General features: G+C 50.4%; 24 protein-coding genes. 7 read left to right on the forward strand and 17 right to left on the reverse strand.

Going from position 1 to position 24,715, the window contains the following annotated elements:
• Positions 1-4: 4 nt before the first annotated feature.
• Entirely contained in the window at positions 5-856 is an 852-nt protein-coding gene (locus tag LOS79_RS11290) for a helix-turn-helix domain-containing protein (RefSeq protein WP_315419477.1), read from the reverse strand.
• 548 nt (positions 857-1,404) lie between these two features.
• Between LOS79_RS11290 and LOS79_RS11295 the strand changes: the two genes are divergently transcribed.
• Positions 1,405-1,998, forward strand: a complete 594-nt coding sequence (locus LOS79_RS11295; protein ID WP_315419480.1) for a YdeI/OmpD-associated family protein — start codon at positions 1,405-1,407, stop codon at positions 1,996-1,998.
• Positions 1,999-2,032: 34 nt separating this feature from the next.
• On the opposite strand, the gene LOS79_RS33050 is transcribed toward LOS79_RS11295, so the two are convergent.
• The 4 genes from LOS79_RS33050 to LOS79_RS11310 are packed head-to-tail and all read right to left on the reverse strand — an operon-like array spanning position 2,033 to position 3,492.
• Positions 2,033-2,443: a LytTR family transcriptional regulator DNA-binding domain-containing protein gene (locus LOS79_RS33050; protein WP_397386748.1), complete on the reverse strand. Its 411-nt coding sequence runs from the start codon at positions 2,441-2,443 to the stop codon at positions 2,033-2,035.
• A gap of 2 nt (positions 2,444-2,445) precedes the next feature.
• Positions 2,446-2,583: a cyclic lactone autoinducer peptide gene (locus LOS79_RS11300; RefSeq protein ID WP_315419482.1), complete on the reverse strand. Its 138-nt coding sequence runs from the start codon at positions 2,581-2,583 to the stop codon at positions 2,446-2,448.
• On the reverse strand, positions 2,583-3,110 hold the full coding sequence (locus tag LOS79_RS11305) for an accessory gene regulator ArgB-like protein (RefSeq protein WP_315419484.1): 528 nt from the start codon (positions 3,108-3,110) through the stop codon (positions 2,583-2,585). The genes LOS79_RS11300 and LOS79_RS11305 overlap by 1 nt, the downstream gene beginning before the upstream one ends.
• Positions 3,103-3,492: a hypothetical protein gene (locus LOS79_RS11310; RefSeq protein WP_315419487.1), complete on the reverse strand. Its 390-nt coding sequence runs from the start codon at positions 3,490-3,492 to the stop codon at positions 3,103-3,105. The genes LOS79_RS11305 and LOS79_RS11310 overlap by 8 nt, the downstream gene beginning before the upstream one ends.
• A 480-nt stretch (positions 3,493-3,972) precedes the next feature.
• Between LOS79_RS11310 and LOS79_RS11315 the strand changes: the two genes are divergently transcribed.
• Positions 3,973-4,224 carry a hypothetical protein gene (locus LOS79_RS11315; RefSeq protein WP_315419489.1) on the forward strand — a complete coding sequence of 84 codons (252 nt, stop codon included), beginning with the start codon at positions 3,973-3,975 and terminating at the stop codon, positions 4,222-4,224.
• Positions 4,225-4,296: 72 nt separating this feature from the next.
• Here the strand turns inward: LOS79_RS11315 and LOS79_RS11320 are convergent, their stop codons facing one another.
• The gene (locus tag LOS79_RS11320; RefSeq protein ID WP_315419492.1) at positions 4,297-4,797 is read right to left on the reverse strand and encodes a hypothetical protein; all 501 of its coding nucleotides are present in this window, start codon (positions 4,795-4,797) and stop codon (positions 4,297-4,299) included.
• A gap of 224 nt (positions 4,798-5,021) precedes the next feature.
• Between LOS79_RS11320 and LOS79_RS11325 the strand changes: the two genes are divergently transcribed.
• On the forward strand, positions 5,022-5,618 hold the full coding sequence (locus tag LOS79_RS11325) for a thermonuclease family protein (protein WP_315419495.1): 597 nt from the start codon (positions 5,022-5,024) through the stop codon (positions 5,616-5,618).
• Between the two features lie 63 nt (positions 5,619-5,681).
• Here the strand turns inward: LOS79_RS11325 and LOS79_RS11330 are convergent, their stop codons facing one another.
• From LOS79_RS11330 to LOS79_RS11340, 3 genes are all read right to left on the reverse strand, one after another.
• Positions 5,682-5,894: a hypothetical protein gene (locus LOS79_RS11330; protein ID WP_315419497.1), complete on the reverse strand. Its 213-nt coding sequence runs from the start codon at positions 5,892-5,894 to the stop codon at positions 5,682-5,684.
• Between the two features lie 135 nt (positions 5,895-6,029).
• Complete coding sequence (locus LOS79_RS11335) at positions 6,030-6,437, reverse strand: hypothetical protein (protein ID WP_315419499.1); 408 nt, start codon at positions 6,435-6,437, stop codon at positions 6,030-6,032.
• A 105-nt stretch (positions 6,438-6,542) separates the two neighbouring features.
• Positions 6,543-6,794: a hypothetical protein gene (locus LOS79_RS11340; RefSeq protein WP_315419501.1), complete on the reverse strand. Its 252-nt coding sequence runs from the start codon at positions 6,792-6,794 to the stop codon at positions 6,543-6,545.
• A gap of 149 nt (positions 6,795-6,943) precedes the next feature.
• Here LOS79_RS11340 and LOS79_RS11345 point away from each other — a divergent pair, with 149 nt between their 5' ends.
• Complete coding sequence (locus LOS79_RS11345; RefSeq protein ID WP_315419503.1) at positions 6,944-8,281, forward strand: hypothetical protein; 1,338 nt, start codon at positions 6,944-6,946, stop codon at positions 8,279-8,281.
• Positions 8,282-8,375: 94 nt separating this feature from the next.
• Here LOS79_RS11345 and LOS79_RS11350 read toward each other — a convergent pair whose 3' ends face one another.
• From LOS79_RS11350 to LOS79_RS11380, 7 genes are all read right to left on the reverse strand, one after another.
• Positions 8,376-9,266 (reverse strand): glycoside hydrolase family 43 protein, encoded by an 891-nt coding sequence (locus tag LOS79_RS11350; RefSeq protein ID WP_315419505.1) that lies wholly within the window; start codon positions 9,264-9,266, stop codon positions 8,376-8,378.
• A 43-nt stretch (positions 9,267-9,309) separates the two neighbouring features.
• Positions 9,310-10,959, reverse strand: coding sequence for an MGH1-like glycoside hydrolase domain-containing protein (locus tag LOS79_RS11355; protein ID WP_315422158.1), 1,650 nt, complete (start codon positions 10,957-10,959; stop codon positions 9,310-9,312).
• Positions 10,960-11,036: 77 nt separating this feature from the next.
• Positions 11,037-12,356, reverse strand: coding sequence for an ABC transporter substrate-binding protein (locus LOS79_RS11360; RefSeq protein ID WP_315419507.1), 1,320 nt, complete (start codon positions 12,354-12,356; stop codon positions 11,037-11,039).
• A 134-nt stretch (positions 12,357-12,490) separates the two neighbouring features.
• Positions 12,491-13,330: a carbohydrate ABC transporter permease gene (locus tag LOS79_RS11365; RefSeq protein ID WP_315419509.1), complete on the reverse strand. Its 840-nt coding sequence runs from the start codon at positions 13,328-13,330 to the stop codon at positions 12,491-12,493.
• Positions 13,331-13,333: 3 nt separating this feature from the next.
• Positions 13,334-14,248 carry a carbohydrate ABC transporter permease gene (locus tag LOS79_RS11370; RefSeq protein ID WP_315419511.1) on the reverse strand — a complete coding sequence of 305 codons (915 nt, stop codon included), beginning with the start codon at positions 14,246-14,248 and terminating at the stop codon, positions 13,334-13,336.
• Positions 14,249-14,312: 64 nt separating this feature from the next.
• Positions 14,313-15,917 carry a response regulator transcription factor gene (locus LOS79_RS11375; RefSeq protein ID WP_315419514.1) on the reverse strand — a complete coding sequence of 535 codons (1,605 nt, stop codon included), beginning with the start codon at positions 15,915-15,917 and terminating at the stop codon, positions 14,313-14,315.
• Positions 15,892-17,712 carry a sensor histidine kinase gene (locus LOS79_RS11380; protein ID WP_397386792.1) on the reverse strand — a complete coding sequence of 607 codons (1,821 nt, stop codon included), beginning with the start codon at positions 17,710-17,712 and terminating at the stop codon, positions 15,892-15,894. Before LOS79_RS11380 ends, LOS79_RS11375 begins: the two co-directional genes overlap by 26 nt.
• Before the next feature lie 91 nt (positions 17,713-17,803).
• Here LOS79_RS11380 and LOS79_RS11385 point away from each other — a divergent pair, with 91 nt between their 5' ends.
• Both LOS79_RS11385 and LOS79_RS11390 read left to right on the forward strand, forming a co-directional pair.
• Entirely contained in the window at positions 17,804-18,931 is a 1,128-nt protein-coding gene (locus tag LOS79_RS11385) for a LacI family DNA-binding transcriptional regulator (protein WP_315419519.1), read from the forward strand.
• Between the two features lie 110 nt (positions 18,932-19,041).
• Entirely contained in the window at positions 19,042-21,477 is a 2,436-nt protein-coding gene (locus tag LOS79_RS11390; protein WP_315419522.1) for a glycoside hydrolase family 94 protein, read from the forward strand.
• Positions 21,478-21,721: 244 nt separating this feature from the next.
• Here LOS79_RS11390 and LOS79_RS11395 read toward each other — a convergent pair whose 3' ends face one another.
• Entirely contained in the window at positions 21,722-23,683 is a 1,962-nt protein-coding gene (locus LOS79_RS11395) for a glycoside hydrolase family 127 protein (RefSeq protein ID WP_315419524.1), read from the reverse strand.
• Positions 23,684-23,825: 142 nt separating this feature from the next.
• Here LOS79_RS11395 and LOS79_RS11400 point away from each other — a divergent pair, with 142 nt between their 5' ends.
• The gene (locus LOS79_RS11400) at positions 23,826-24,692 is read left to right on the forward strand and encodes a helix-turn-helix transcriptional regulator (protein WP_315419527.1); all 867 of its coding nucleotides are present in this window, start codon (positions 23,826-23,828) and stop codon (positions 24,690-24,692) included.
• The last annotated feature ends 23 nt before the right edge of the window (positions 24,693-24,715 follow it).

Below are 24,715 nucleotides of genomic sequence, written 5' to 3' on the forward strand. Positions count from 1 at the left end.
CAGCTTATTCAATCGGGAAATATAGATCCATAAAGGTCACACCGTCAATTACCAGCACCTCTTCAGGCCAATATCTCTCTTGTTCACATGATGTTTCATAACCTTTACTGTTTACCCAGCTGACGAGTTTGTTCCAGCCTAGAGGTATCCGTTCAAATGGATCGATAAAAGGCTCGGTTATGCGCAGTACTGCATATTTACATGACTGCACATCTTTAACCGTAATATCCTCTGGAGTCTGGATACGCTCATTCAAGGCATACCAGTACTCATATCCCCGCAAGCCGCGCTGCTGCTCCTCTTCTGTTACAGGAATATCAAATCCAAAGTTCCTGTTCCCCCGTATTCCTGCCGTCTCTGCCCACTGATCCAAATACATCATAACATCCTCTTCAGGATTATCACTAACTCTGCTGGCACTTGCAACTGTCATACTGTTAAGCTGTTCGATTCGAACCTCACTCAAATACTCCATTGTGAAACCTCCATGAAATGGGTTAAGAATGTCGGCCAGTACCAATTTTGCCGGGATTGAATATCTGCCGTTTCTGCATCTGCTCGGTACCTGGCCGAATTCCTGCTGGAAAGCTCTACTAAATGTACGTTCGGAGCTATAACCATAATCCAGGGCGACATCTAAAACTCGTCTGCCATTTAATATGTCAACCATGGCATGGCACAAACGCCGCTTGCGGATGTATTCCATTACGGTATAGCCAGCCATCAAGCTGAACAGCCGGTGAAAATGGAATTTCGAGAATCCGGCTACCCTCGCACATTCATCGATCGTAACGGTTTCCTTAAGATGTTCTTCGATGTAGTTGATGGTTTTTTGCAGATGGTCCAAGTGGCTCATTTACTTCTACTCCTCGTTGCAACGATTAAGTTCAGTATAATTATTACTTTGGCAGGCTACAGGACATTTGTTGCTGTACTTGTAATCCAATCCCTCTAATCCGGCTCCAGAAAATTATGTATTGGTTAATACTAATCGCTCTCTTTATCACCCAACTCCAATACGCCTTCGATTGCCGTTCTATAGTTATCCCATTCGAAGTAAAATGGTCCGATATCAAAAGCCGCTGGTACATAGATTGGCCGTCAATGATAATATCAGCAAACACTGTATTTTTGTTTCCAATCCGCTCCGGATCCTCCTCCTCATATCTGCTGGAACGTCTTGTTTCAATCTTGCTGATATGTGTCATAACTCCTCCTGTGTAATTAGCTTTATTCTTATAAATATTCACATCAAAGAATCATTTCCAGCACATTCCATAACTTTAAAGTTATCAGAAGAGGATATATATGTAAACGAGTAAGTATTGCTATTCAAAAATAATTACTATATAATGCAGCAGCAACACCTGCAACATGAATAATACCAGATGGGAGTGTTTCCGAATGTCCAGCAGTGACAAGAACCCTAAAGTTGATTTTTTCTTCAATAAAGCAAGCCAGTGGCAGGAGGAATACGGGAAACTCAGGTCGGTTCTGCTCGGCTGCCAGCTGACCGAAGAATTGAAGTGGGGTGTGCCTTGTTATACTTTTCAGGGCGGGAATATCGCATTAATCCACGGGTTCAAAGAATACTGTGCCATTATGTTTGTCAAAGGCTCCCTGCTGCCTGATCCCCAGGGGATTCTGATTCAGCAGACGAAGAACGTGCAGGCCGGACGCCAGATCCGCTTCACGAATATTCAAGAGATTAACGGTTTGGAAGCTACTATAACTAATTACATTTATAATGCGATTGAGGTTGAAAGTGCCGGTCTGACCGTGGATTATACAAAAGATACCGAATACGACATTCCGGAGGAATTCCAAGCCAGGCTTGATGAAAGTCCTGATCTACAGGCAGCCTTCGAAGCCTTAACCCCGGGCCGCAAGAGACAATATATCACGTATTTCACAGAACCTAAGCAATCCAAGACCCGTACAGCACGGGTGGACAAGTGTATGTCTCGCATCATGGAGGGTAAGGGGTTAAGTGACTAGGAAGCATCTCTGTGATCAACGTACGAAAAAAGAGCTACCACTGGGGTAGCTCGACAAATTTAACCTCATTATCAGATGTTCTGACGTTGTTGAGAATTTCTTTATAACCTTTTTCTGAAAGAAAACACTTTTGTTCGATGCCTCTGTGGTCTTCCCCGAAATAAGCAATATGAAATGTCTTATCCAGCTGGATAATGTTAGAAACGTGTATTAATGTGTTTCTATCCGCTAGAACGAAATTATATCCTGAACTGGCTAGGGTATTCACCCAATATTTCAGCGTACCTACTGTATAATAAGTCTGATCGTACGTATGGACAATAATCCTATAGATAGTTCGTTCAAATTCCATATAAGTTATTTTAGCAATATCGAGTGAGAATACACCAGTGTTTCCCTCTGCGTCTCTAGTGACAGATATACTACTCAAAGGGATCAACTCCAATGCTATTTGAGTAATTCTTCTGGAACTTCAGGTTGATTCACATACAGAACACTGGCGGTTACCAGGACCAGAAGAGCAGCCATAGCAGAAAGGCCGGAAGCAAGCTTATAAACAGCTTTACGTTGCAGAGACTTCATCATTAGGATTTCACCTCCTTTCGGGCGATTAGCAGACTAACAGATTGTGCCAGCAGACTGGCCGCAATAACCGGTGAACCAATAAATATATTCGATACAACCATTAGTGCCGCTATTACTTTGAGCTTCGGCCAATGTCTACGGGGAATCCGGGTCTGCCGTTCAATTCCAATCGGAGCCAGCCACAGCACAAGCCCCAAGCTTATCATGTTCATTAACAGGACAAATAATGGGCTTACATTTACAAAGGACAATACCGTAAATAACGCAGTGGTAAACAAAATACAGGCTGTCCCGGATTTTAGATGTACTCCCCCTGACACCTGCCGCAACAGTGCAAAGGAGATCAGAATCTGAACCGCTTCACCAGTCTTGTCCGTCAGAAATGAAACAGCCACTGTAAGACTAATAATAAACACAACATTCAGCACGACAGCGATCGCAAACTTCAGAACTGCATAGGATGCCGGGTGCTCCGGGACGATATTTTTTATTCCCGCTGCCAGCTTTCCGGACAATGCTTCAAGCATCCTCCTGCTCCTTTCGGGTTGAGTAATATAGAAGAAATACTGACATAATCAGAAAAATCAATGCGTTTAACAAGATTTCTTTGTAATACAATAGAACGGAAATACCAATCACAAATCCAACAATCAGGACGGATAAAATGATATCTTCTAACTTCATCCGGAGTTTATCCATATCGAATGTGAACCCTTTACCTTTACGGTAAGTGAAGCTGAACACGGTAAATACCACTGCTGAAGTCAGCAACTGAAGTAAATAACCGTTGCCCACATTGTTGTCAATCCGGGAAATGGAACCAAATACAAGCAGAACAATAATGGTCTGAATTACAGCAAAAACTGCATAACCTGATATCGTAGCGATAATAGATAGTATCAACGGCATCCTGACTACGGCCGAGAAAAACATAATAAAGATTAAAATCAATATGAGCGGTGAAACATTTGACATCCCCAGTTCATTTCTTAACAAATAGCTTTGCAGATTGTTTAGCAAAATAACAAATAGTACCTGCCATATGTACCATTTCCATTTGAATCTGAATAGTGACATAATCAGGTAGTAAAGGGCTAACGTTTCTATTGTTGAGAAAAACATGAACCCCAGAGGTTCCCACGACAAAATTCAACACCGCCTGACATAATTTTCATTCCAATCTAATTATATAACTGCTGATTAGTCCGCGTATACTATTTTGTTTACATTTTTCGACACTTATTATTTCGCTAACTATTTCACTTGGGGCATATTTCATCCCTTCAGTTTCCTTATAACTAATTTCCTCTTTCTCCGCCATTGTGTAGCACATTACGCTCTCCCCGGCATTCTATATCAAGAAGCTTCATAGAAAGGGGTAGATCAAAAATGGCTACACGTCAGACGGATTTGGTGTTGATTACCTGGAGCCGGAACCCGCTTGTTCCCGGATCAGCGCGCAGAATTACCGCCAGCCGGGTTATCGGTAATGCCGGGCCCTGCTTGCCCAGCCTGCGGGTAAACGGATTGCTCCGCACAGCACTCGCTTGTCTGCAGGATAATGATATCGGTTTCAAGATTATGTACAGCAAAAAAACTTCCAGCATTAGCGGATATGTATTGCTCCAGCGTAATTCATAGGATTTGAAGGGAGGGCCGGCTTATGCCGGCTCTTTTCAACGCAACTATATTAATGTAATCAGGAAGATGCTTTTACATTTCTGCCCAGGTTACATTCAGCTCGATGACGCCTTCTTGCGAGGCCAAAGATCCGCCTATAATCGACCAGCTCTGCTTATTATCCTTCGTAGTGCCTTGAATAATCAGATTCTTATCATCGATGGTCTGTGCAGAATCACTCCCCAGCCTGGATGATAGATAATCCTTATAGAGCTTCGATACGGAATCCATACTTTCTTTTGTTGTGAAGATCAGAAGTGCTGCCTTCCTGCCCTCATTGTCTTCGGAATGGGAGAGTGAGATCACTGCATCCTCCGGAAGCGGAAAATCCGCAGGCAGATTATCGGGAAGCCCCTTGTTCTCTCCGGCGTCAACGGGATCAGCTGTGTCCGGAGCATTCCCGGAGGCCGGCTGGGGAGCTGCCAAGGCCTGCACAGCCTCTGGGGCTGCATTCTCCCCTTCATTGCTGCAGGCACTAACACTAAATACGGCTAACACCAAGGATAACATCAGGATCATTTTTTTAGTATACAAGTCCCTCACTCCTTAAGTTTGCTACGGCTTACACAACCTGTAAGATATGCATGCCTACCGGATAATACCCTATATGTTATTCCGCCAATCAGCTTTCTGTCCTAACAGGAGTGATTGTTATGGTCCAAGGGCTTTCCGCCGTAGTAAACTCGTAAATTCCTACTCTTACCGTGCTGTTTCTGCTAAGATAGACTCCATATCCATGCAAAAGGAGTCATTAGCAGATGTTCAATTCCAGAAACCGCAAGCAGCTCAAAAGATACAGCTTAATCCTCTTAGCTCTTATCATTTCGTTGTTAACCGCAGTTCTATCCAAACAAGAACCGGACAGTTATTCTGAACCGCTGAACACTCATAAATTTCGCGAGGCTGAGGTGCTCTCGGTGACCGATGGTGATACCTTCAAAGTAAGGTCCGAAGATGGTTCGGTAGAGAAGGTCCGGCTTCTTCTTATTGATACTCCTGAGACCAAACGAGCCAATACATCGGTCCAGCCCTTCGGCCCTGAAGCCAGCGATTATTTGACAGAGCTTCTCACCGGGCAAACGGTCCAGCTGGAGAGTGATATGTCTGAGCGGGATCAATACGGGCGTATTCTGGCCTATGTGTACCTGGGGGATAAGATGGTAAATGAACTGATGCTCGCAGAAGGCCTGGCCCGAGTGGCCGTATACCCGCCGGATGTGAAATACGAAGCTCAGTTCAGGAGAATTGAGGAGCAGGCAAAGAGCGCGAAGCTCGGGGTTTGGAGCATTGACCATTATGTGACTGAACGGGGATTCAACTCTGCTGCTGCCACTGCCGTTCCCTCCTCCAACTGAAATACCCCGCCATCCGTCAGGACAGCAGGGCATTTTGTACATACAGGCCTTTATATGCTGGGCTTAGAATCCATCTTTTCTCGGGCCGGATTCGTAGCGTTCGCGGATTTCGAGATTCTTGGCATGGTTGTACAGGTCCAAAGCTATGATCCCTCTGCGCGCCAGCTTGACAACCAGAACGAATAAATAAATGCCCAGCCCCAGGCAGGTTAGCCAGATCAGAAGAATAAATATGCTGAAGCCTCCAAAAAATAATGTATCATGATACGTTGACATTCCTCTCACAGCCCTTCTTCTCATGATATAAGTCTATATGCTGATCATACCGGGTTTGGGACATTTTGTATATGTATGGAAGCAACCCGCTGGGCTTAAGTCTCAACGGGTTGTTCCGCTAATACGGTATTTGGTTTAGCCGATAGAGGTGCCTGAGAATGTAACAGGTCCCGTAACGCTGGCTGTATTCAGTAAAATATTCAGGCTGTTGTTCGCAACACCCAGGCTGTAGGCGTGATATCCGGCAGGTACATTTCTGTCCATAAAGGAAATGGTAATCGGCTGGATTGCAAGCAGGGCAAGCCCGCTGGAGCCCATATTAAAGATCGGCTGGCCGTCACGGTACATTGTAAATACTACACTCGGGACACCAAGCGTTGTCTGGAAGCCAACGGAAGCACTCAGCAGGACAACGCCTGATGTAACAGTTGCAAGGCCAAACTGGGCCAAGAGCAGATTGCCGGCCGGTGAAAGAATAGGAATCGAAACGGTCTGACTGCCCGTCGTCGCTGTACTGGCCCCTGTATCAATAATTATTGCCATTATTATTCCTCCTCTCCTGATTTCTGCTAATAGAATATGCCAGTGAGGAGCTATAGTTTGGACAAAATAGAGTATATTTCAAGCAAGACTAACAACAAATCTCTTTCATCTGTCCTCCTCTTTGCTATCAGGATTTAGCAGCGACTTGATCCTGGATACACGGTACTTCCTGATATATTCCTCCACTTCCGCCCACACCAGAAAGGCAATTCCCACCCAAAGTGCCGCCTTGCTGAGCTTGCGCGGTTCTTCTCCGACATAGGTAAGCATGTTGTTAAACAGCTCACTAATATACCTGATTGCATACAGCAAGGCCGAGATAGTTATAAAAATCATTCCGCTTGTTCTTCTGCTCATTGCAATGTTTCGCTCCTTTATCATTTCCTCTTATTGGTATTTTAATGAATATAGGAAATTTGACTAAGAAGCTTCTTAATTAGGATAGTAATAATAATCCATTTTTGATACACTAATTTGGGTTATCACGAATCTGGGGGAAATTATACATGTACACAAAAATAACTAGAATTGCTTTAGCAATGGCACTGCTGACGTTACCGGCAGCCTTAGCCGGATGTGGAGGATCTACTAACTCAGCACAGTCACAGACAGTCACTTCTACACCTACACAGTCACCGACTGCCACTTCTACACAGTCACCGACTGCCACTTCTGCACAGTCACCGACTGCCACTTCTGCTCTGCAGGTTGAGGGTTTCTCAGTAAAGGATCAGACATTGGAATACCTGGAGCACTTCGGAACGAATACCTGGAATTCTGGACTATCTAAAGATCTTGCCGAGAAAATCCGGGTGATAGCGAGAGAAAGCAACGGGGATAAATACACTTACCTGGAAATTGCAGATTCTATTGAAAAAGACGATATACAAAGTGTAAAGAAGCTCTACACAAAAATAGGAGGAATTGTACCAGCGTCTGTGGAAAGCCGTTATCCTGATACAACGCTTACTTCAGCTCCAACAGAAGAACCGCCCTCTGCTGAAAGTGACGCTAATCAAACGTATGCTGATTATGATCAAAAAAATATTGCTGACGCTCTTGCTACAGCCAAACTTTATTTAGATAAGGGAATCCCTGATGAGAGTAAAGACGATGCTTTAGAAATTATTTTTAACGCCAGCTCATCAGCAATTAAAGAACACGAGAATAAGTTCAAGGAAATGGGATTTGCTATTCAAAAAGATGATCGCGCCAGTGTAAAGAAGCTGTATGATGAGCTATTGAAGTTATACTCTGGCAAGCAAACCACGGCTGTCAAAACAACGGCAACTCCAGAAACTGCAGCCGCACCTGACGATATCATTCATCTCAAAGGTAAAAGTGATCAGGCAACTGATTTCTTCAATTTAAAAAGCGGCATTGCAATCGTAGAAGCAACCGATGCAGGCGATTCAAATTTCGTTATCTACCTTTACGATGAAACCGGAGCTTCCAAGGAAATGCTTGTAAATGAAATTGGACCCTACAAGGGAAAATCTCTAGTCGTCATTCCAGAAGACGGAAAATACATGCTGAATGTGGATTCAGATGGATCATGGAAGGCTGAAATTACACAATCCATACCAGATAATATAAAAAGCGCCCCGACTAAACTATCCGGCAAAGGCAATGATGTTGTTTTTGCAAAACTGCAAAGTAAGCTGACCAAATTCACTTCCAAACATGTTGGAGAATCAAATTTTGTAGTCAAAGTAAATGATAGTTTCCTGCTGGTTAACGAGATTGGGAATTATTCCGGTTCTACAGCTGAGGCCATTAAATCTGACGGAGTTTATGTATTTGCCGTTGAAGCTGATGGGCCATGGAGTATTGAGATCGAATAGGAAGCGGATGGTACATTCAAACTGCCTCCTTATGCAAATGAAAAAAACGATTGCTAACCCGGCTGAGGTAGCAATCGTTTTTTTATTTGCCGATTCAGCAGCCTTTCATCCGCATCTCCCCGCCAGCCTCCTCCAGCTCCAGGAAAATTGGCCGCTCCTCCGGGGTCTGATTCGGGGTATGAATCGCCAGCATCAGCTTCCCGTCAAAGGTCTCGAAGACCATGGCATGTCCGCCGTCATTCTGATAGAGCGCCTCTGGCTGATGAATCCACGGGCCGGTAATCTCCCCGCTCGCTGAGCGGACGATGCCCAGTGCGTATCTATTATTAATGAAGCTGGCCCACAGCAGATACAGCACGCCTTCAGCGGATCTGAACAGATAAGGTCCGTCTGTTACATAATTAATCTGATCCGGATACCGTGCGGATACAAACGGGGTTGTCCAAGGTGCTTCGGATGCCCGGAATAAAGTAACCGGCTCACCCATAGCACTCTTCAGATCCTCAGTCAGCCGCATTGCGCAGACCTCCCCGTCACCGGTTTGCTGCCACTCATGGCAGAAGATCATCCAGGGCTGGTTCCCTGCATCGACATACAGCGTCCCGTCCAGTGAGCTCCAGTCCTGCGGGGTCACAGGCCCTTCACTATGCGGCTTGAACGGGCCAAGCGGTTGGGGTGCCGTAAGAACAGCCGTGCCCAGCAGATCGTTATCCTTCCGCCGGAAAGTAGCAAACATGATGTATCCCTGCCCGTAAGCATACACCTCCGGTGCCCAGAAATTCCGCTCGGCATAGAAATCCGCCTCCGGGCGGAAGACCGGGAACGGTCCCTCCCAGTGCTCCAGATCCTTTCCTGTATATACATTGAATCCCGTGCCCCTGCCCCAGATATTGCTGTCAGTACTCCCATACAAATAGTAGATTCCCTGTTCTGCCGCCGGCAGCACAAACGGATCTCTAATCTGCAGGTTTTGATTATCAATCATACATAAGCTCTCCTTTCATGGTCTGGTCCAGTTCATCCGGAGCTTACCTGTATTCCGGAAATACCACTCCAATGTCACTGATGCTGCTGAATCCTCCGTCTGTATATTCAAGCTGTTCGTTGCCCTTAATAATGAACGGGAGGCTCTGCCCCAGATAGCTGATGCTTCCTTCAATTGTACGGACACTCATTCCGATCAGCTTCTGCAGCCGCCCGCTCCGGTCTGTCACTACGCGGACGCCAAAGGGGAAGCACATGTATTCTGCCTGATCCCGGTAGATTACAGCTGTCTCCCGGTTTGTTAACAGCTCATAGACTGTGCCGTCCACCACCCGGCGGTAGCCGGTCTCATGGGCAAGCTCCCGGCCATGATCCATATTATATGGAAGCAATCCCGTAAACCACAGCTCTTCTCCGCCTGCCGGCAGGATGCCGCATAGCCGTTCAATATAGTCGAGCAGGCAGAGAATAGCCGGAGAATAGGTGTCTGTATAACCTTCTTCTCCTGTCCATGGGCTTAACGTCTGGCCGAAGCGCTTCATGCGGGATAATGCTGACAGTATGGGCTGCATCACCCAGGTCAGCTCGACATAACGGCCATGGTGCTCGAAGGCATGCGGCGCACGGATGATACTGAGGAAATTGGAGGACCCGGCCCAGGTATTATAGCTTGAGAAAGGGTCGAACCTCGGGTCATCCATAGCAATGGAGGTGAAGGGATACTTCGCAAAAAACTTGCTGGTGTTCAGCAGGTAACGCCGGAGTGCCTGGTCAAAAAACTCCCGGTCGCCTACTTCACAGGCCAGCACCCGCAGCAGCACATCGGATTGCACCCGCACGAACCGGCCCTTCCGGTCCCGGTCATAGAAGAAGGCATCTGCTTCATCATAGCAATGGCTGAAGAGGCTCTTCACACTCGCCACCGCCTTAGCGCTCCATTCCGCCCCGCTCACTCCAAGCTCACCGGCCATCCGCGACAGATACAGCCGCTGGCAATAGACATTCGCGGTCAGATCAGGTGCCAGCAAGGGCAGCAGCGGGGAATCCGGGTTAAACTGGGCAGCATCGTCCAGATGAGGTGTATCCGGAATATGCCAGAAGCGCGGGGACAGATCATGTCCGGTATCAAAGGTACAGAAGGCCTCCACACAGCCAGTCCCGCGGGTATCACGCCTGGTTGCCAGCCAATCGTCAAACCGGCTCATGGCGTGATACATTCTGCTGAGAAAATTCCGGTCCCGGCCGTTCAGCACATAATGATTCCACACACTCCGGGCCAGCGGAGTGACCATTTGAATCTGCCGGTAAGCCGGACCTGCCGGAGTAATTTTGTAAGGAATCAGCCCGTCCTCCCGCTGATAATCGGCGAACAGCAGAAACGTAGCTTCAGCAACATCCGGCATGAACCGTGACAGCAGCTCGCTGCTAATCGTCCCTGTACTTTCCAGCCAGCTTCCGCGGTAGACCCCTCCTTCATGCAGCACATGGCTGTTTCCGGTCATCGGAACGATACAATCCATGAGCTTATGCAGTGCAGAATAATAGACATCCTCCAGCTCTTCGGACGAAGCGGTGAAGGCTGTACCCGACTGCTTCCAGCGTTCTACAGAAAGAAGATCCTCTGTTTTTTTCAAAGTGCCCACCCGGTCTTCTATATTAATATCGCGAAGCCTCTTCAGCACCTCACTGTTCATCTCTTCCCCTCCTGTATCCTTAGCCTTCTCTACAGACAAGGAAGCAGACTGCCGGGGCAGCCTGCTTCCGGTGCATACTATTTACTGCCGAAGATCTGCGCAGCCCCTTTATAGAAATCTTCTACGCCTTGTTTAACATCCTTTTGCTCGAAGCCAATCTCCTGAACGGCTGTTTCAGCCAGCTTGGTAAACTCAGTGAAGCTTGGCGGGTTATAGCTGATGGCAAACGGCTCCGTCTTTGTTGCTTCAGACACCCGGCTTGTGAAGTCATATATGGTCTGCTCAAGCGGAGAGGCATCCTTCATTAACAAATCACGCATTTTTGAAGTTACAGGAACTCCGCGGTCGCTGCCAAGAATCTGAGCCGCATCAGGATCATTAATCCAGTAATTCATCAGTGTAGCCACTTCCTCCGGATGCTCGGTCTTCGCATAACCCGACAAGCCCTGGCTGGATTCAAATACTACACCTGTTCCTTTAGGTCCGCGCGGTACCTGAACCATCGTCAGCGTATCCTGAATGAGATTCTGATGGGCAACGAACTGGTTGGACGGAATCAGGCTCATCGCTACTTTGCCGGTAACAACAAGCGATTTACTCGTGTCTCCAGGAGGATTGGATACCTGCAGTGAAGGGGTAACCATGCCGCCGGTCTTCGACATATCATTCCAGTAGTTGAACCAGTCCTCCGCATCCTGCTGCTCGAAGCCGAGAGCGTCATGCTCCATATCGTAGACCTGCTTGCCGCGCTGCTTCATATAGATATCCATGCCATCCACCGTGAAATTATAGGTGCCATAATACCCTTGCCCGAGCTTCCCGGCTATTTCCTTGCTGATCCGCGAATAATCCTCCCAGCTCCAGCCGTCGGCAGGAAGCGTCATTCCCGCTTTTTTGAACATTTCCGTGTTGATGACAATGCCTCTGGCATTTGCGCCGGCTGAGATATGCACCAGCTTCCCGTTCAGTGTGCCGTACTCCACCATCGTCTGGTCCATATCCGTCAGGTCAAGCTGCTTGCCTACATAAGGCTGGAGATCAAGCAGCACCCCTTTTTCCGCATAATCCGTTACATTCCCGCCCAGGAAAAACACATCCGGTGCTGTTCCGGAAGCAAGCTGGGTGTTCAGCTTGTCAAAATAGCCGGAGTTCGGCGCAAACTCACCGACCACCTTGATATTCGGATATTTCTCTTCAAATTTGCGCAGTGCTTCATTCGTCTTGTCCGCCCGCTTCTGATCGCCCCACCACATAATCCGCAGTTCTACCTGCTCTGCAGCCGGTTCAACAGAGTCCCCGCTGCCGGCAGCGGGCTTGGCATTATTAGTTCCGCCGGAACAGGCAGTCGTTGCTGCGAGGAGCAGTGCAGCCAGTGTGAACCCTAAGCTTTTTTTCATCGGTATCGTCCCCCAACACATATTTGTAATCGCTTGCATCCCTATCCTAACCATTTCTTGGCCGGAGTTGAATTTCATTTCTTCGGGTATCCGCTAGTGGTTTTTTCGGGTCCTTCCCGCAGCGCAGGTCTACCTCATTTCAAGCCGGTCGTAGCGATGCCCTCAAGGAAATGCTTCTGGAACAGCATAAAGATCGTCATAATCGGCACAAGCGAGAGCACCGACATCGCCAGCAGCGCACCCCAGTCGGAAGAGCCGGAAGGGTCATAGAGTGAACGGATGCCCAGCTGAACCGTAAACAGGTTGATCCGGCTTAAATAAATCATCTGGCTGAAGAAATCATCCCAGCTCCAGATGAACGTGAAGATCGCCGTTGTGATCAGCGCCGGAACGAGCAGCGGAATAATGATCCGGAAATACAGCTGACCCTGGCCGCAGCCGTCAATGGTTGCACTCTCATCCAGCTCCTTCGGGATGCCGCGGATAAACTGGATCATCAGCAGCACGAAGAACGAATCATGCGCCAGCCATTTCGGGACAATGAGCGGCAAATAGGTGTTGACCCAATCCAGCTTGCTGAAAATAATATATTGCGGGATCAGCAGAACGTGGTACGGAAGCATGATGGTCACAAGCATACAGGCGAAGAGCACACTTTTGAAGCGGAATTCCAGCCGGGCAAACGCGTACGCCGCCAGCGAGCAGGTCACAATATTACCGATAACCGACAGCACCGAGATCGTTGCCGAGTTGAGGAAGAAGCGGCTGAATGAGATGCCCTGCAGCCCTTTCCATCCGTTCACATAGTTCTCCAGCGTAAATTCTGCCGGCCACAGGCCGGGACTCGAGAAGATCAGCGCATTCGGCTTAAAGGAACTGGACAGCAGCCACAGTACCGGATAGAGCATCAGCAGCCCGAACAGAATAATGATGCCATGCCTGCCGAGTTTAACCACTGTTTTGGATTCAGTCATGATTTATCTCCCGTCCTTTCCATCGCCATAGAACACCCAGAACTTCGAGGTGATGAACACTATAGAGGTGAACAGGCCGATGATAATCAGCATGATCCAGGCCAGCGCTGCGGCATAGCCCATATCGAAGAACGAGAAGCCTTTGAGATACAGATAGAGCGTATAGAACAGCGTAGAATTGACCGGACCGCCGCGCCCGTCCCCAATGACATACCCCGGGGTGAAGACCTGGAATGAATTAATAATCCCCATAACCAGGTTGAAAAAGATGACCGGTGACAGCATCGGCAGCGTGATCCGGCCGAACTGCCGCAGCTTCCCGGCGCCGTCCACCTGAGCCGCTTCATACAGATCTGCCGGAATCTGCTTAATCCCGGCCAGGAAGATAACCATCGCGGAGCCAAACTGCCAGATCGACAGGGTGACGATTGTGGACAGAATGTAGCTCGGGTGGGCGATCCAGGCCGGTCCTTCAATCCCGAACCAGCTTAAGAAGCGGTTAACCAGCCCTTCCCCGTCAAAAATCTGCCGCCATACGATGGCGATTGCTACACTCCCGCCCAGCAGGGAAGGAATGTAATACACCGTTCTGTAAATGCCCAGCGCCCGGATGCCCTTGTTCAAGGCTACGGCAACCAGCAGGGCAAAGGCCATTTTGAGCGGGACTGAGAACAGGACATACTTAAAGGTTACTCCCAGGGATTTCGTGAAGTAGTCGTCCGCCGTAAAAATGTGCTTGTAGTTGCCAAAGCCCAGCCATGCCGGAGGATTGAGCAGGTTGTACTTGGTCAGGGACAGATAGAAGGACCCCAGCATAGGTCCAAGTGTCAGTCCGAAAAAGCCGATCAGCCAGGGAAGCAGGAACAGGTAAGCAGTCCCGCTGTTTTTCCATAAAGCCGATTTGTGTGCAGTCTTCATATGCGCCTTCTCCTTCTTAGTGGATATAGGCTCATTATAGGAATAACAGCTCCCGGCTTGAATGCTATTTCTTCGGCTGCTGACTATTGAATTTTTCAGGTGGATTCTGGCGGAAGTCTGACGGTGCCATCCCGTATATCTTCTTGAATTTGGAGCTGAAATAGCTCGCATTAGAGAATCCGGTAAGCTCCGCTATATCCCATAGACCAAGTGTAGTGTCCGTAAGCAGATGAATGGCCCGCGTCATGCGGATTTCAGTCAAATAGGCGATGAAGCTTGTCCCGACCTTAGCCTTGAACAGCTCCGAGAAATAAGAGGAGTTGTAGTTAAACCGTTTGGCCAGCTCCGTCAGATTCAGGTCATACATGTAGTTGCTGTCGATATATTGCGTGGCTGTGCGGATTACCGATTCATCGGAATCCCCTGCTCCCTGGGGGTGATGTAATGTCTGGCCGGCCAGCCCGGTAAGAAAGCTTACAGCCTTATCCACCGAGTCGAGCTTATGGACCCTTTCCGGATGCAGCCACAGCTGCTGGTCATATCCGGGCCTGCTTGCAGGAGTTCCGGCTGCTGCATCCACGAGCAGATACAGCTGGAAAATCAGCTTTACGAAGCAAGCCCGGGACCGGGAGAACGCCTGCTGCAGCTCATGTTGAGCGGTCCGGCTGAAGCATTCATGCTCCCCCTGCTGAAGCTGGCGGCGCAAAGTCCGGGACAGCTCTTCCGTCAGCACCGCTTCCGGCCCTGAATTACCTTCTCCCGGATACAAAGAATGCTCGGAGAGATTCCAGGCGAGCAGCGCCTCCATGAAGCCGTCCTTCCACTCCCGGAAGGAGAACTTACGGCTGCTGCAGCCGATCACCGGCTCAAAGCCCAGATGGGCGGTAATGCAGGCGGCCAGCTCTGTACTGAACTGCGGGAGAGCGGTATATCCTTCCTGCACGATAAAGTGAATCAGGCCGGGGTAGCTGTGATCAGTAAATACCTGGCAGCAGCTCTCCAGCCTGCCTGCAAACTCCCTGCCGAGCAGCTCGAACGGCAGCCGCAGCTTGCCGGGGGTCCGCTCCGGCGGCTGCGCGGCTGCTCCGCTCCGTTCCCGCAGTCCGGCAGTGACAAAATAAACGCCGGCGGCATCCCATTCGCCCAGCTCAAAAAGAACAGCCCGTTCCCTGAGCGCGTCCGTTTGTGCGGCATCCTCCTTGACCAGATGAACCAGGAAATGTTCCTTCATCTCCTTGTAGTACTGGGACAGCCGCCACTCTATTACTGCCTGCTGGTCACGGCTGTTACGCTCCTTATCAAGCTCCTCCTTCACCTTACGGAGTACAGCCGTCAGCTCATCTGAAGCAACTGGCTTCAGCAAATAATCACGCGCCTGATTACGGACAGCGGCTCTGGCGTAATGGAAATCCTCGTAGCCGGTAATGACGATCAGCTTCAGCTCCGGATACAGTCTGCGGCAATCCTCCAGGAAGGACACTCCGTTCATAACAGGCATATTCATGTCGGTGATCACGATATCAATGGCCTCGCAGGCCAGCCGTTCCATCGCCTCCTGCCCGTTCCCCGCCTCACCGATGACAGACAGGCGCAAGGCTGCAAAGTCTGCCTTAAGCCTGAGCCCCTGGCGGATTTCCGGTTCATCATCCACGATCAATACGCGGTACATTGTCATTCCTCCTCTGGATGGGCAGACTCAGCTCAATGCGGGTGCCTTGCCCCGGCTCTGAATCCATCTTGAATTTGAACAGTCCTCCGTAATACAGCCGGCATCTGGCCAGTACATTGCGCAGTCCGATCTGATGGGTCTGGCTCTGTAGAATCTGCTCCAGCTGCTGGCGCATCGCCTGCTCATTCCATTGCTTCAGCTGCTCAGGTGACATTCCGATGCCGTTATCAGCCACGGCAAGATACAGCCTGTCCTGATCCTGCCTGACCGAGATCAGCACTCTGGCATTCGACTGGTGGATGAAGCTGTACTTCACCGCGTTCTCAATCAGCGGCTGCAGCAGGAATTTGACAATTTCCAGATCATCAAGCTCCCCTTCCTCTTCCAGGCGCAGATCGAGACCACTCCCGAAACGGACCTCCAGGATGGACATATAATAGCGTACATACTTCAGCTCCTCGCGCAGCGGGATCAGATCCTCGCTGATCCGCAGCGAGAACCTGAGCATTTTGCCCAGCGATTCAATAACCGTAACCGTCTCCTTCGTCCGCTGCTGGATCGCCAGACTGCTCATCAGCTCCAGCGTATTGAACAGGAAATGGGGATTAATCTGCAGCAGCAGCGCTTTGTATTCAGCCTGCTGGCGCAGCAGCTTCTGTTCAAACTCGGTCCGGATCAGCACACGCAGCTGCCTGACCATATTGCGGAAGGTGTCGGTGGCATAATCCACCTCACTGCGTATCCTGCGCTCCGGCGGGGTCAGCCGCTCCGCTTGCGCGAAATCCCCCTTCTGCACATGGCGCATAGCCGACACCAGGCGGGACAACGGTTTCGTAATGCCATAAGAAATCCAATAAGCCAGCACAAATGCTGCGATTAACATCAGTGAAGCGAACACAATAATGCTGTTGCGCAGCTTGAACAGCTTAGCGTACAGATCCTGCTCCGACACGAAGCCGACCAGCAGCCAGTTGGTGATGGCCAGCTTTTTATAGACCAGAATGTGGGAAGCGCCCTGCTGATCCTTCAAGTACACAACGCCCTGCGCTGCTGCTCCTGCACGGACACGTTTCACCTCAGCCGCCGCTTCCGGGTAGGTGCTGTATTCCTTCTGGGATAATATCGGCTCCCCCTGCTGGTTCAGCAGAAAGATGGTACCGCTTTCACCAAGATGTATCCGGTTCAGCGGCTCCAGCAGAAACTCCGCTTTGATATTTACCTTCATTACGTTCTTTGCCAGCGACGGTTCAAAGATTCCGATCGGCAGCAGCAGGCTGACTACCTCATAGGGCTTAGCCCCCTTGATCTCAGCCTGATCGGGATGAGCCGGAACCCAGTGATTGCTGTGTTCTATGAAATTGCGGTACCATGACTGCTGCTTAAACGCGGCATCTGTGATCACCTGATTATCCGCACCAATCCGCATGCCCTCGTCACGGTAAATGTTAACCGAGGAAACAATCGAATAATTGTTCGTCGTCTGGGTCAGAAACTTGCTCATTGTAATATTCGCGAGCATCTTCTGCCCCTCCGATGAGGCTGGACTCGAGAGCTGCGCATCCCACTTCTGGGTAATATCGCTGTTATAGACCAGTGAGGATAAGTCATAGCTCTGCTGCAGGGCCATATTGATAAATGAACCGTACTCGTCCATTTTCTCCAGTGCCGACGATTCAATATACGACCGGATAATCGAACGCGACTGATTGAACAGCAGCAGCGACATCGTGCCGAACGACAGCACAAGCAGCACGACGAAGAATGCAATCAGCCGGTTTTTCAACGAGTAAAAAATAGCAATTCCTCCCTTTCCCTGACTCCGTTACTTGATGCATTTATTTGTAACGCAGAATGGAGAATCCGGCAAGGCATAATTCTTTGCAGAGGTGATTGATTTTCAGGTAAAAGTATTTTACAATGAGTTCATAAACGCGCGTTTACAACAGAGGGGGTACACTATGCGAAGCGAAGATATTGCCAAGCTGGCCGGGGTTTCGCGAAGCACCGTCTCCCGTGTGATCAACAACTATTCCAATGTCCCTGAGGAGACCCGGATTAAGGTGCTGAAGGTGATTGAGCAGCATCAGTATGAGCCGAACAGCTTCGCCCGGGCTCTTGCCGGCAAGAAGACCGATACCATCGGGCTGTTTGCCATCAGCATGAACGAGAAAGAGAATACGACCCGGATCTATCAGAATAACTACTTTGCACCGTTCGTTGATGCCGTAGTTGACACTTCGAATGCCCGCGGCTGTTATGTTCTGATTCACACCGTCTACTCTCCCGACGACTTCCTGAAGGTGAAGCAGGCCTTCCTGCAGAAACGGATTGACGGCGGCATTATTGTCGGCACCCAGAAGGATATCGAGATTGTGCGGGAGATGGTCGGCCTTGATTATCCGCTTGTGCTGATTGATTATGACATTTCGGAGATTATGTCGGAGCATCTGGACCGCAATCATCTGGCCATCGTGAACTCCAAGGACTATGAGGGTACGGTCGAAGCGATTGAGTATCTGATCGGTCTCGGCCATGAAGAAATTGGTATGATCCGCGGACGGATGAACACGTACTCCGGCAGGGAACGCTACATGGCATACGAGGATACGCTGAAGCGTCATGGGCTTGAACTGAATGAGAATTTCATTCTGCAGGGCGATTTCCTGAAGGAAACAGCCTATGCCGAGGTTACGAAGCTGCTGAATTCCGGCAGGCCGTTGCCTACGGCCTTCTTCTCCTCGAACGACGATATGGCCATATCGGCCATGGAAGCGTTCTCCGAGCATGGAATTTCCGTGCCGGAGGATATCTCCATCGCGGGATTTGATGATGTGCAGCTCGCTTCACGCATTCATCCCAAGCTGACCTCCGTCCGCCTGCCGATTTACGAAATGTCCAAGGCTGCAGTCGAGAAGGTGATTGAGCTGTGCGATTCACAGCAACCTACCTTCAGCACCATCAGCTTCCCGGCACGGCTCGTAGCAAGAGATTCCTGCCAGCCGCCGAAGAAGTAAAGCTTCACAGGTAATTGCCATTATCCGTTACAGAAAAATCCCTTACCCCGAGGGAATTTTTTCTCAGTCTTGTAAACGCGCGTTCACAATTGAAAGGAGACTTGTCTCTCATGAAATTCGGAAATTTTGACGACACTCGCAAAGAGTATGTAATCAATACCCCAAAAACACCTTACCCTTGGATTAACTACCTCGGGAACGAGCAATTTTTCGGCCTGATCTCTAATACTGCCGGCGGCTACACCTTCTACCGTGATGCACGCATGAGAAGACTTACCCGTTACCGGTATAACAATATTCCGCTGGATACAGGCGGACGTTACTACTATCTGTATGATGACGGCGATTTCTGGACTCCGGGCTGGATGCCGGTGAAACGTGATCTGGACTTCTACGAATGCCGCCACGGTTTGGGCTACACTTCCATTACCGGCGAGCGTAACGGAATTTCCGTGAATCAGCTTGCTTTTGTACCGATGGGCCACAATGCCGAAGTACACCGTCTGGTTGTTAAAAACACTGGCACTGCGAAAAAAACCGTTAAGCTGTTCTCTTTTGCTGAATTCTGTCTGTGGAACGCCAACGATGATATGACCAACTTCCAGCGTAACCTCAGCACCGGTGAAGTTGAAGTGAAGGATTCTGTAATCTATCACAAGACGGAATACCGTGAGCGCAGAAACCACTACGCATTCTACTCTGTAAATAAAGAAATCGCCGGCTTTGATACCGACCGCGAGTCCTTCGTAGGGATGTACAACGGTCTTGATGCTCCGCAGGCAGTGGCTGCCGGCCAAGCTACAAATTCCGTAGCCAGCGGCTGGTCGCCAATCGGCTCCCACGCGCTTGAAATCACCCTGGAACCGGGTGAAGAGCAAAGCTTCATCTTCGTACTGGGCTACATTGAGAACCCTGAGGACGAGAAATGGGAAGCACTGAATGTCATCAACAAAAAGCCTGCACAGGCTGTAATCGATCAATTCGCTACAGATGCCCAGGTGGATGCAGCCCTGGCTGTACTTGCCGCACACTGGGATAACCTGTTGTCCAAATATCAGATCCAGAGCGGTGACGACAAGCTGAACCGGATGGTTAACATCTGGAATCCGTACCAGTGTATGGTTACCTTCAACATGTCCCGTTCGGCTTCCTACTTCGAGTCCGGCATCGGCCGCGGTATGGGCTTCCGTGACTCCAACCAGGACTTGCTCGGCTTCGTTCACCAGATTCCTGAGCGTGCCAGAGAGCGTATTCTTGATATCGCCGCTACCCAGTTCCCTGACGGCAGTGCCTATCACCAGTACCAGCCGCTGACCAAAAAAGGCAACAACGAAGTCGGCTCCGGCTTCAACGATGATCCGCTCTGGCTGATCTCCGGTACTGCTGCTTACATTAAGGAAACCGGCGACTATTCGATCCTCGACGAGCAGGTTCCGTTCGACAGCAATCCGGACAACACCGCTACCCTGTTCGAGCATCTGAAGCGCTCCTTCGAGCATGTAACGAATAATCTCGGACCTCACGGCCTGCCGCTGATCGGACGCGCGGACTGGAATGACTGTCTGAACCTGAACTGCTTCTCCACTGAGCCGGGCGAATCGTTCCAGACCACTGAGAATATCGCTGGCGGCGTAGCCGAATCCGTGTTCATCGCCGGACTGTTCGTCTTCGTCGGACCGGACTATGCGGAAATCTGCCGCATGCGCGGCCTTACTGATGTCGCTGCAGATGCGGTTGCCAAAATCGAGAACATGAGTGCCATCACCCTGTCCCACGGCTTCGACGGCGACTGGTTCCTGCGCGCTTATGACCACTACGGCGACAAGATCGGCAGCAAGGAGAACGAAGAAGGCCAGATCTTCATCGAGCCGCAGGGCATGTGCGTAATGGCCGGTATCGGTGTGGAGAACGGTGAAGCTGCCAGAGCGCTGACTTCGGTTCAGGAACGTCTGGATACGGACTACGGTATCGTATTGCAGCAGCCTCCTTACTCCAAGTACTATCTGAATCTGGGTGAAATTTCTACGTACCCTCCGGGCTACAAAGAAAATGCCGGTATCTTCTGCCACAACAACCCGTGGATCATGATCGCTGAAACAGTCCTTGGACACGGCGACAGAGCCTTCGAAATTTACAAAAAAATCGCTCCGGCTTACCTGGAGGATATCAGCGAAGTGCACCGCATGGAGCCTTACGTATACTCGCAGATGATCGCCGGTAAAGATGCTGTACGCCACGGCGAAGCGAAGAATTCCTGGCTGACAGGTACTGCAGCATGGAACTATGTAGCGATTACACAGTCCATTCTCGGTATCCAGGCCGACTTCGCCGGTCTGAAGGTAGATCCTTGTATCCCTGCAGAGTGGAACGGCTTCGAGATTACCCGCGTCTTCCGCGGAGACACTTATGTGATCTCGATCCAGAACCCGAACCATGTGTCCAAAGGCGTAGCCAGCCTGACCCTTGACGGCGCTGCGGTTGAAGGCAACATTATCGCTCCTGCGGGCGATGGTGCAGTGCATCAGGTAGTTGTAGTATTGGGCTAAATTCTTATTATATAAAAAGAACCCGGTTGTCCGCCTAGGCGGTGCAACCGGGTTCTTGCTTGTTGTTCGGAAAGCAACTTGTATACCACTCACGGGAGCCGTAACTGTACGAAATTAAATGACGTTTATCCACTTACTTGGCTCAGAGAGTCCAAAATCGCAAAATTAGGATACATTTTTCCACTTATTCCCGCAGAGGGAGGTCGGCTTTAGCGTTTTATATTGCGTTACTGATCGCAAAAGATTATTCCGGAATCCAGACCTTCATCTCACCGCTTCCGCGGTTGCCCCACAGATAATAAGGGACTGCGGTTACCTTCACCGCTTCCAGCGGGGCCTTCTCCCTGCTGTACAATCCTCCGGTCCAGCCCCCTTGCGCTACCCGGAAGCCGGTACCCTCCACTACTACTGCACCGCCAAGGAGCGATTCATCATAGGTTTCGGTAAGTGTCCCTGCTTCATTCAAGGAAATGGAGCTTAGCGGCTCACTGTTATCGGCCGACTCCAGGCAATAGACCAGCGGGCCGCGCTGGATGGCTGTCTTCTGGGCATCGGCGCGCAGATTCGGATGGGCATAGACACGGTAAGCCTCCATCGGCATCGATACCCTGATTACATCACCTGCGGACCACAGCCGGCGGATGACCGCATAGCCCTGTTCCTCGCTGACGGAGTCAGAGACAAGCCCGCCGTTCACAGTGATCTCCATTCCCCGGCTCCAGGAAGGAATCCGCAGGGCAATCCCGAATTCAGCTGCCTCTGCCGGGCTGACCTTCAGCGTTACCTCGCCCTTCCAAGGATACTGGCTCTCCTGGACCAGAGCAACCTCTGTACCGCCAAGTGTTACGTTCAGCTGGCTGCCGATATACAGATTGGTATGCAGCGTGTCGCCGTGAACGGTATAAATATACTGGTTCAGTGAGGTCAGCAGCCGGGCCACGTTCGGCGGGCAGCAGGCGCAGCCGAACCAGCCCTGGCGCTCTGACTTCACATGATGCTTGCCGGGATTACAGCTGCAGGCCTGCGGCCAGACTTCCAGCGGATTCACATAGAAGTAATGCTTGCCATCCTGCGCCATCGAGCCGATCACGTTGTTATAGAGCGCCCGCTCCATCACATCGGCATACTTGGCGTCAGGAACCAGCTCCAGCATCCGCTTCGCGAAGAAGATCAGGCCGATCGAGGCGCAGGTCTCCGCGTACACCGTATCATTAGGCAGATCATAATCGAAAGTGAAGGCTTCCCCATGATGTGTCGAGCCAATTCCTCCGGTAATATACATCTGCTTCTCAGTCGTGTTCTTCCACAGCCGTTCGCAGGCTTCGCGCAGTCCAGCATCTCCGGTAAGGAGCGCAAGATCAGCCATAGCGGTGTACATATATACGGCGCGGACGGAATGGCCGAGGGCCACACTCTGCTCACGGACCGGAATATGAGCCTGATTATAGCCGGGATCTATACTGTCAGTAGCCGTACCGGTCCAGTGTGTGACCCGCCCTCTCTGTTCCCATTCCTGTACCAGGAAATTCGGCTCCTGGCCGCGCTGGTCAATGAAGAAGCTGCTGAGCTTCAAATATCTCTCTTCACCGGTCAGCCGGTACAGCTTCACAAGGGCCAGCTCAATTTCCTGATGGCCGTCATAGCCCTTCAGCTTGCCCTCCTCCGGTCCAAAGACAGTTTCAATATGGTCTACGAACCGGCACACAATGCCAAGCAGCTTGTCTTTGCCCGTGGCTTCATAATAAGCCACTGCCGCTTCAATGAAATGTCCTGCACAATACAGCTCGTGGCAGTCCATCAGGTTCGTCCAGCGTTTGCCCGGCTCCTTGAGTGTGAAGTAAGTATTCAGGTATCCGTCTTCATACTGTGCTTCCCCGACCAGATCGATCATCTCATCCGCCTGGCGCTCCAGCTCAGGATCACGTTTGATGCTGAGTGAATAACCCACAGCCTCCAGCCATTTGGCTACATCACTGTCCTGGAATACCCAGCCCTTGAACTCGCCTTCCCTCCTGCCGGCAGCAATTTCAAAATTGGCGATGGCATGGCTTGGCTCCGCCTCCGGCACCCGGTCATGCAGGGCCTCATATTGATAAGGAATAACTGTATCCTGAACCAGCCGGATATAGCGTCCCCAGAAATCATCCTGAACGGTTACCTTCTGTCCGGCGGCAGCGGCTTGCTGCTGGTCTGCTGTTTTACTCATTTTCACTTCTCCTCTTCTGTATATCTCCCTCGCTATTTGCAATTATAGACGGTAAAATAAATAAAAAACAGAATCATACACAACTCTGTTTTTGTACTATTTCACACTTGAGTTGTTAATCCGCGAAAGGAGCTGAACTGCCATGAATCCCACCTACATTCATCTGGCTGCGCCGCCTTTCCCTTATTTTCTGGAATGCGGGCATACCGTCTATGCACCCGGCGACCAGCATCCGAACCGCAGCCGTATGGGCAAATTCGATCTGATTCTGGTCGAGCAGGGCTGTCTGTTCATCGGCGAAGAGGATAAGGAATGGGCTGTTACCTCCGGACATGCCCTCCTCCTGCTTCCGGACCGCTATCATTATTCAGTCAAGCCCTGTGAGGAGGAAACCTCCTTCACATGGGTGCATTTTCACACGGTCAGCGAATGGCTCGAAGCTGAAGGCGAACCTGTCTACGCCAGCCGGGATGAGCACTTCAGGCATTTCCTCACCTACCCTTATACCATCCGTATTCCCCAGCTTGGCCCGCTGCCGGGCCCCTTTGCCCGGAGCGGGCAAGCAGAGCAGCTGCTGCAGCTTAGCCTGGGCCGGAGATCCAGCGCCGTCTGGCAGCAGCAGCGTATCTTCGAGGAGATGCTGCGGATGATGGATATGGCCCAGCAGGATGCTGCGGGCAGCCAGGCTGCGGAGATCGCGGAGCAGACCGAGGCCTATTTACGCAATCACTATGCAGAACCCCTGACGAACACTGCACTCGCAGATGCCCTGCATTTTCATTACAATTATCTGGCCCGCTGCATGAAGCGCGTCTATGGTCTGACCCCTATGGAATATCTGACCGACTACCGGCTGGATCAGGCTAAGCTGCTGTTACTTAAGACGGAAATTCCGATAGCGGCGATAGCTGAACGTACAGGCTTCGAGAGCACCGCTTATTTCTCCAGGCGGTTCAGCACTAAGGTGGGCATCTCCCCGCTGCGCTTCCGCAAGCGTTACTCCAGATAATAACCGCCGGCCAGTAACGATTC

The sequence above is a fragment of the Paenibacillus sp. MMS20-IR301 genome (assembly GCF_032302195.1).
Classification (GTDB): domain Bacteria; phylum Bacillota; class Bacilli; order Paenibacillales; family Paenibacillaceae; genus Paenibacillus_AQ.

What these genes read in the sequence shown, in the direction of transcription:
- LOS79_RS11290 (WP_315419477.1), bottom strand. Translation starts at nt 856, where the DNA reads ATGAGCCACTTGGACCATCTGCAAAAAACCATCAACTACATCGAAGAA.
- LOS79_RS11295 (WP_315419480.1), top strand. Translation starts at nt 1,405, where the DNA reads ATGTCCAGCAGTGACAAGAACCCTAAAGTTGATTTTTTCTTCAATAAA.
- LOS79_RS11300 (WP_315419482.1), bottom strand. Translation starts at nt 2,583, where the DNA reads ATGATGAAGTCTCTGCAACGTAAAGCTGTTTATAAGCTTGCTTCCGGC.
- LOS79_RS11305 (WP_315419484.1), bottom strand. Translation starts at nt 3,110, where the DNA reads ATGCTTGAAGCATTGTCCGGAAAGCTGGCAGCGGGAATAAAAAATATC.
- LOS79_RS11310 (WP_315419487.1), bottom strand. Translation starts at nt 3,492, where the DNA reads ATGCCGTTGATACTATCTATTATCGCTACGATATCAGGTTATGCAGTT.
- LOS79_RS11315 (WP_315419489.1), top strand. Translation starts at nt 3,973, where the DNA reads ATGGCTACACGTCAGACGGATTTGGTGTTGATTACCTGGAGCCGGAAC.
- LOS79_RS11325 (WP_315419495.1), top strand. Translation starts at nt 5,022, where the DNA reads ATGTTCAATTCCAGAAACCGCAAGCAGCTCAAAAGATACAGCTTAATC.
- LOS79_RS11330 (WP_315419497.1), bottom strand. Translation starts at nt 5,894, where the DNA reads ATGTCAACGTATCATGATACATTATTTTTTGGAGGCTTCAGCATATTT.
- LOS79_RS11335 (WP_315419499.1), bottom strand. Translation starts at nt 6,437, where the DNA reads ATGGCAATAATTATTGATACAGGGGCCAGTACAGCGACGACGGGCAGT.
- LOS79_RS11340 (WP_315419501.1), bottom strand. Translation starts at nt 6,794, where the DNA reads ATGAGCAGAAGAACAAGCGGAATGATTTTTATAACTATCTCGGCCTTG.
- LOS79_RS11345 (WP_315419503.1), top strand. Translation starts at nt 6,944, where the DNA reads ATGTACACAAAAATAACTAGAATTGCTTTAGCAATGGCACTGCTGACG.
- LOS79_RS11350 (WP_315419505.1), bottom strand. Translation starts at nt 9,266, where the DNA reads ATGATTGATAATCAAAACCTGCAGATTAGAGATCCGTTTGTGCTGCCG.
- LOS79_RS11355 (WP_315422158.1), bottom strand. Translation starts at nt 10,959, where the DNA reads ATGAACAGTGAGGTGCTGAAGAGGCTTCGCGATATTAATATAGAAGAC.
- LOS79_RS11360 (WP_315419507.1), bottom strand. Translation starts at nt 12,356, where the DNA reads ATGAAAAAAAGCTTAGGGTTCACACTGGCTGCACTGCTCCTCGCAGCA.
- LOS79_RS11365 (WP_315419509.1), bottom strand. Translation starts at nt 13,330, where the DNA reads ATGACTGAATCCAAAACAGTGGTTAAACTCGGCAGGCATGGCATCATT.
- LOS79_RS11370 (WP_315419511.1), bottom strand. Translation starts at nt 14,248, where the DNA reads ATGAAGACTGCACACAAATCGGCTTTATGGAAAAACAGCGGGACTGCT.
- LOS79_RS11375 (WP_315419514.1), bottom strand. Translation starts at nt 15,917, where the DNA reads ATGTACCGCGTATTGATCGTGGATGATGAACCGGAAATCCGCCAGGGG.
- LOS79_RS11390 (WP_315419522.1), top strand. Translation starts at nt 19,042, where the DNA reads ATGAAATTCGGAAATTTTGACGACACTCGCAAAGAGTATGTAATCAAT.
- LOS79_RS11395 (WP_315419524.1), bottom strand. Translation starts at nt 23,683, where the DNA reads ATGAGTAAAACAGCAGACCAGCAGCAAGCCGCTGCCGCCGGACAGAAG.
- LOS79_RS11400 (WP_315419527.1), top strand. Translation starts at nt 23,826, where the DNA reads ATGAATCCCACCTACATTCATCTGGCTGCGCCGCCTTTCCCTTATTTT.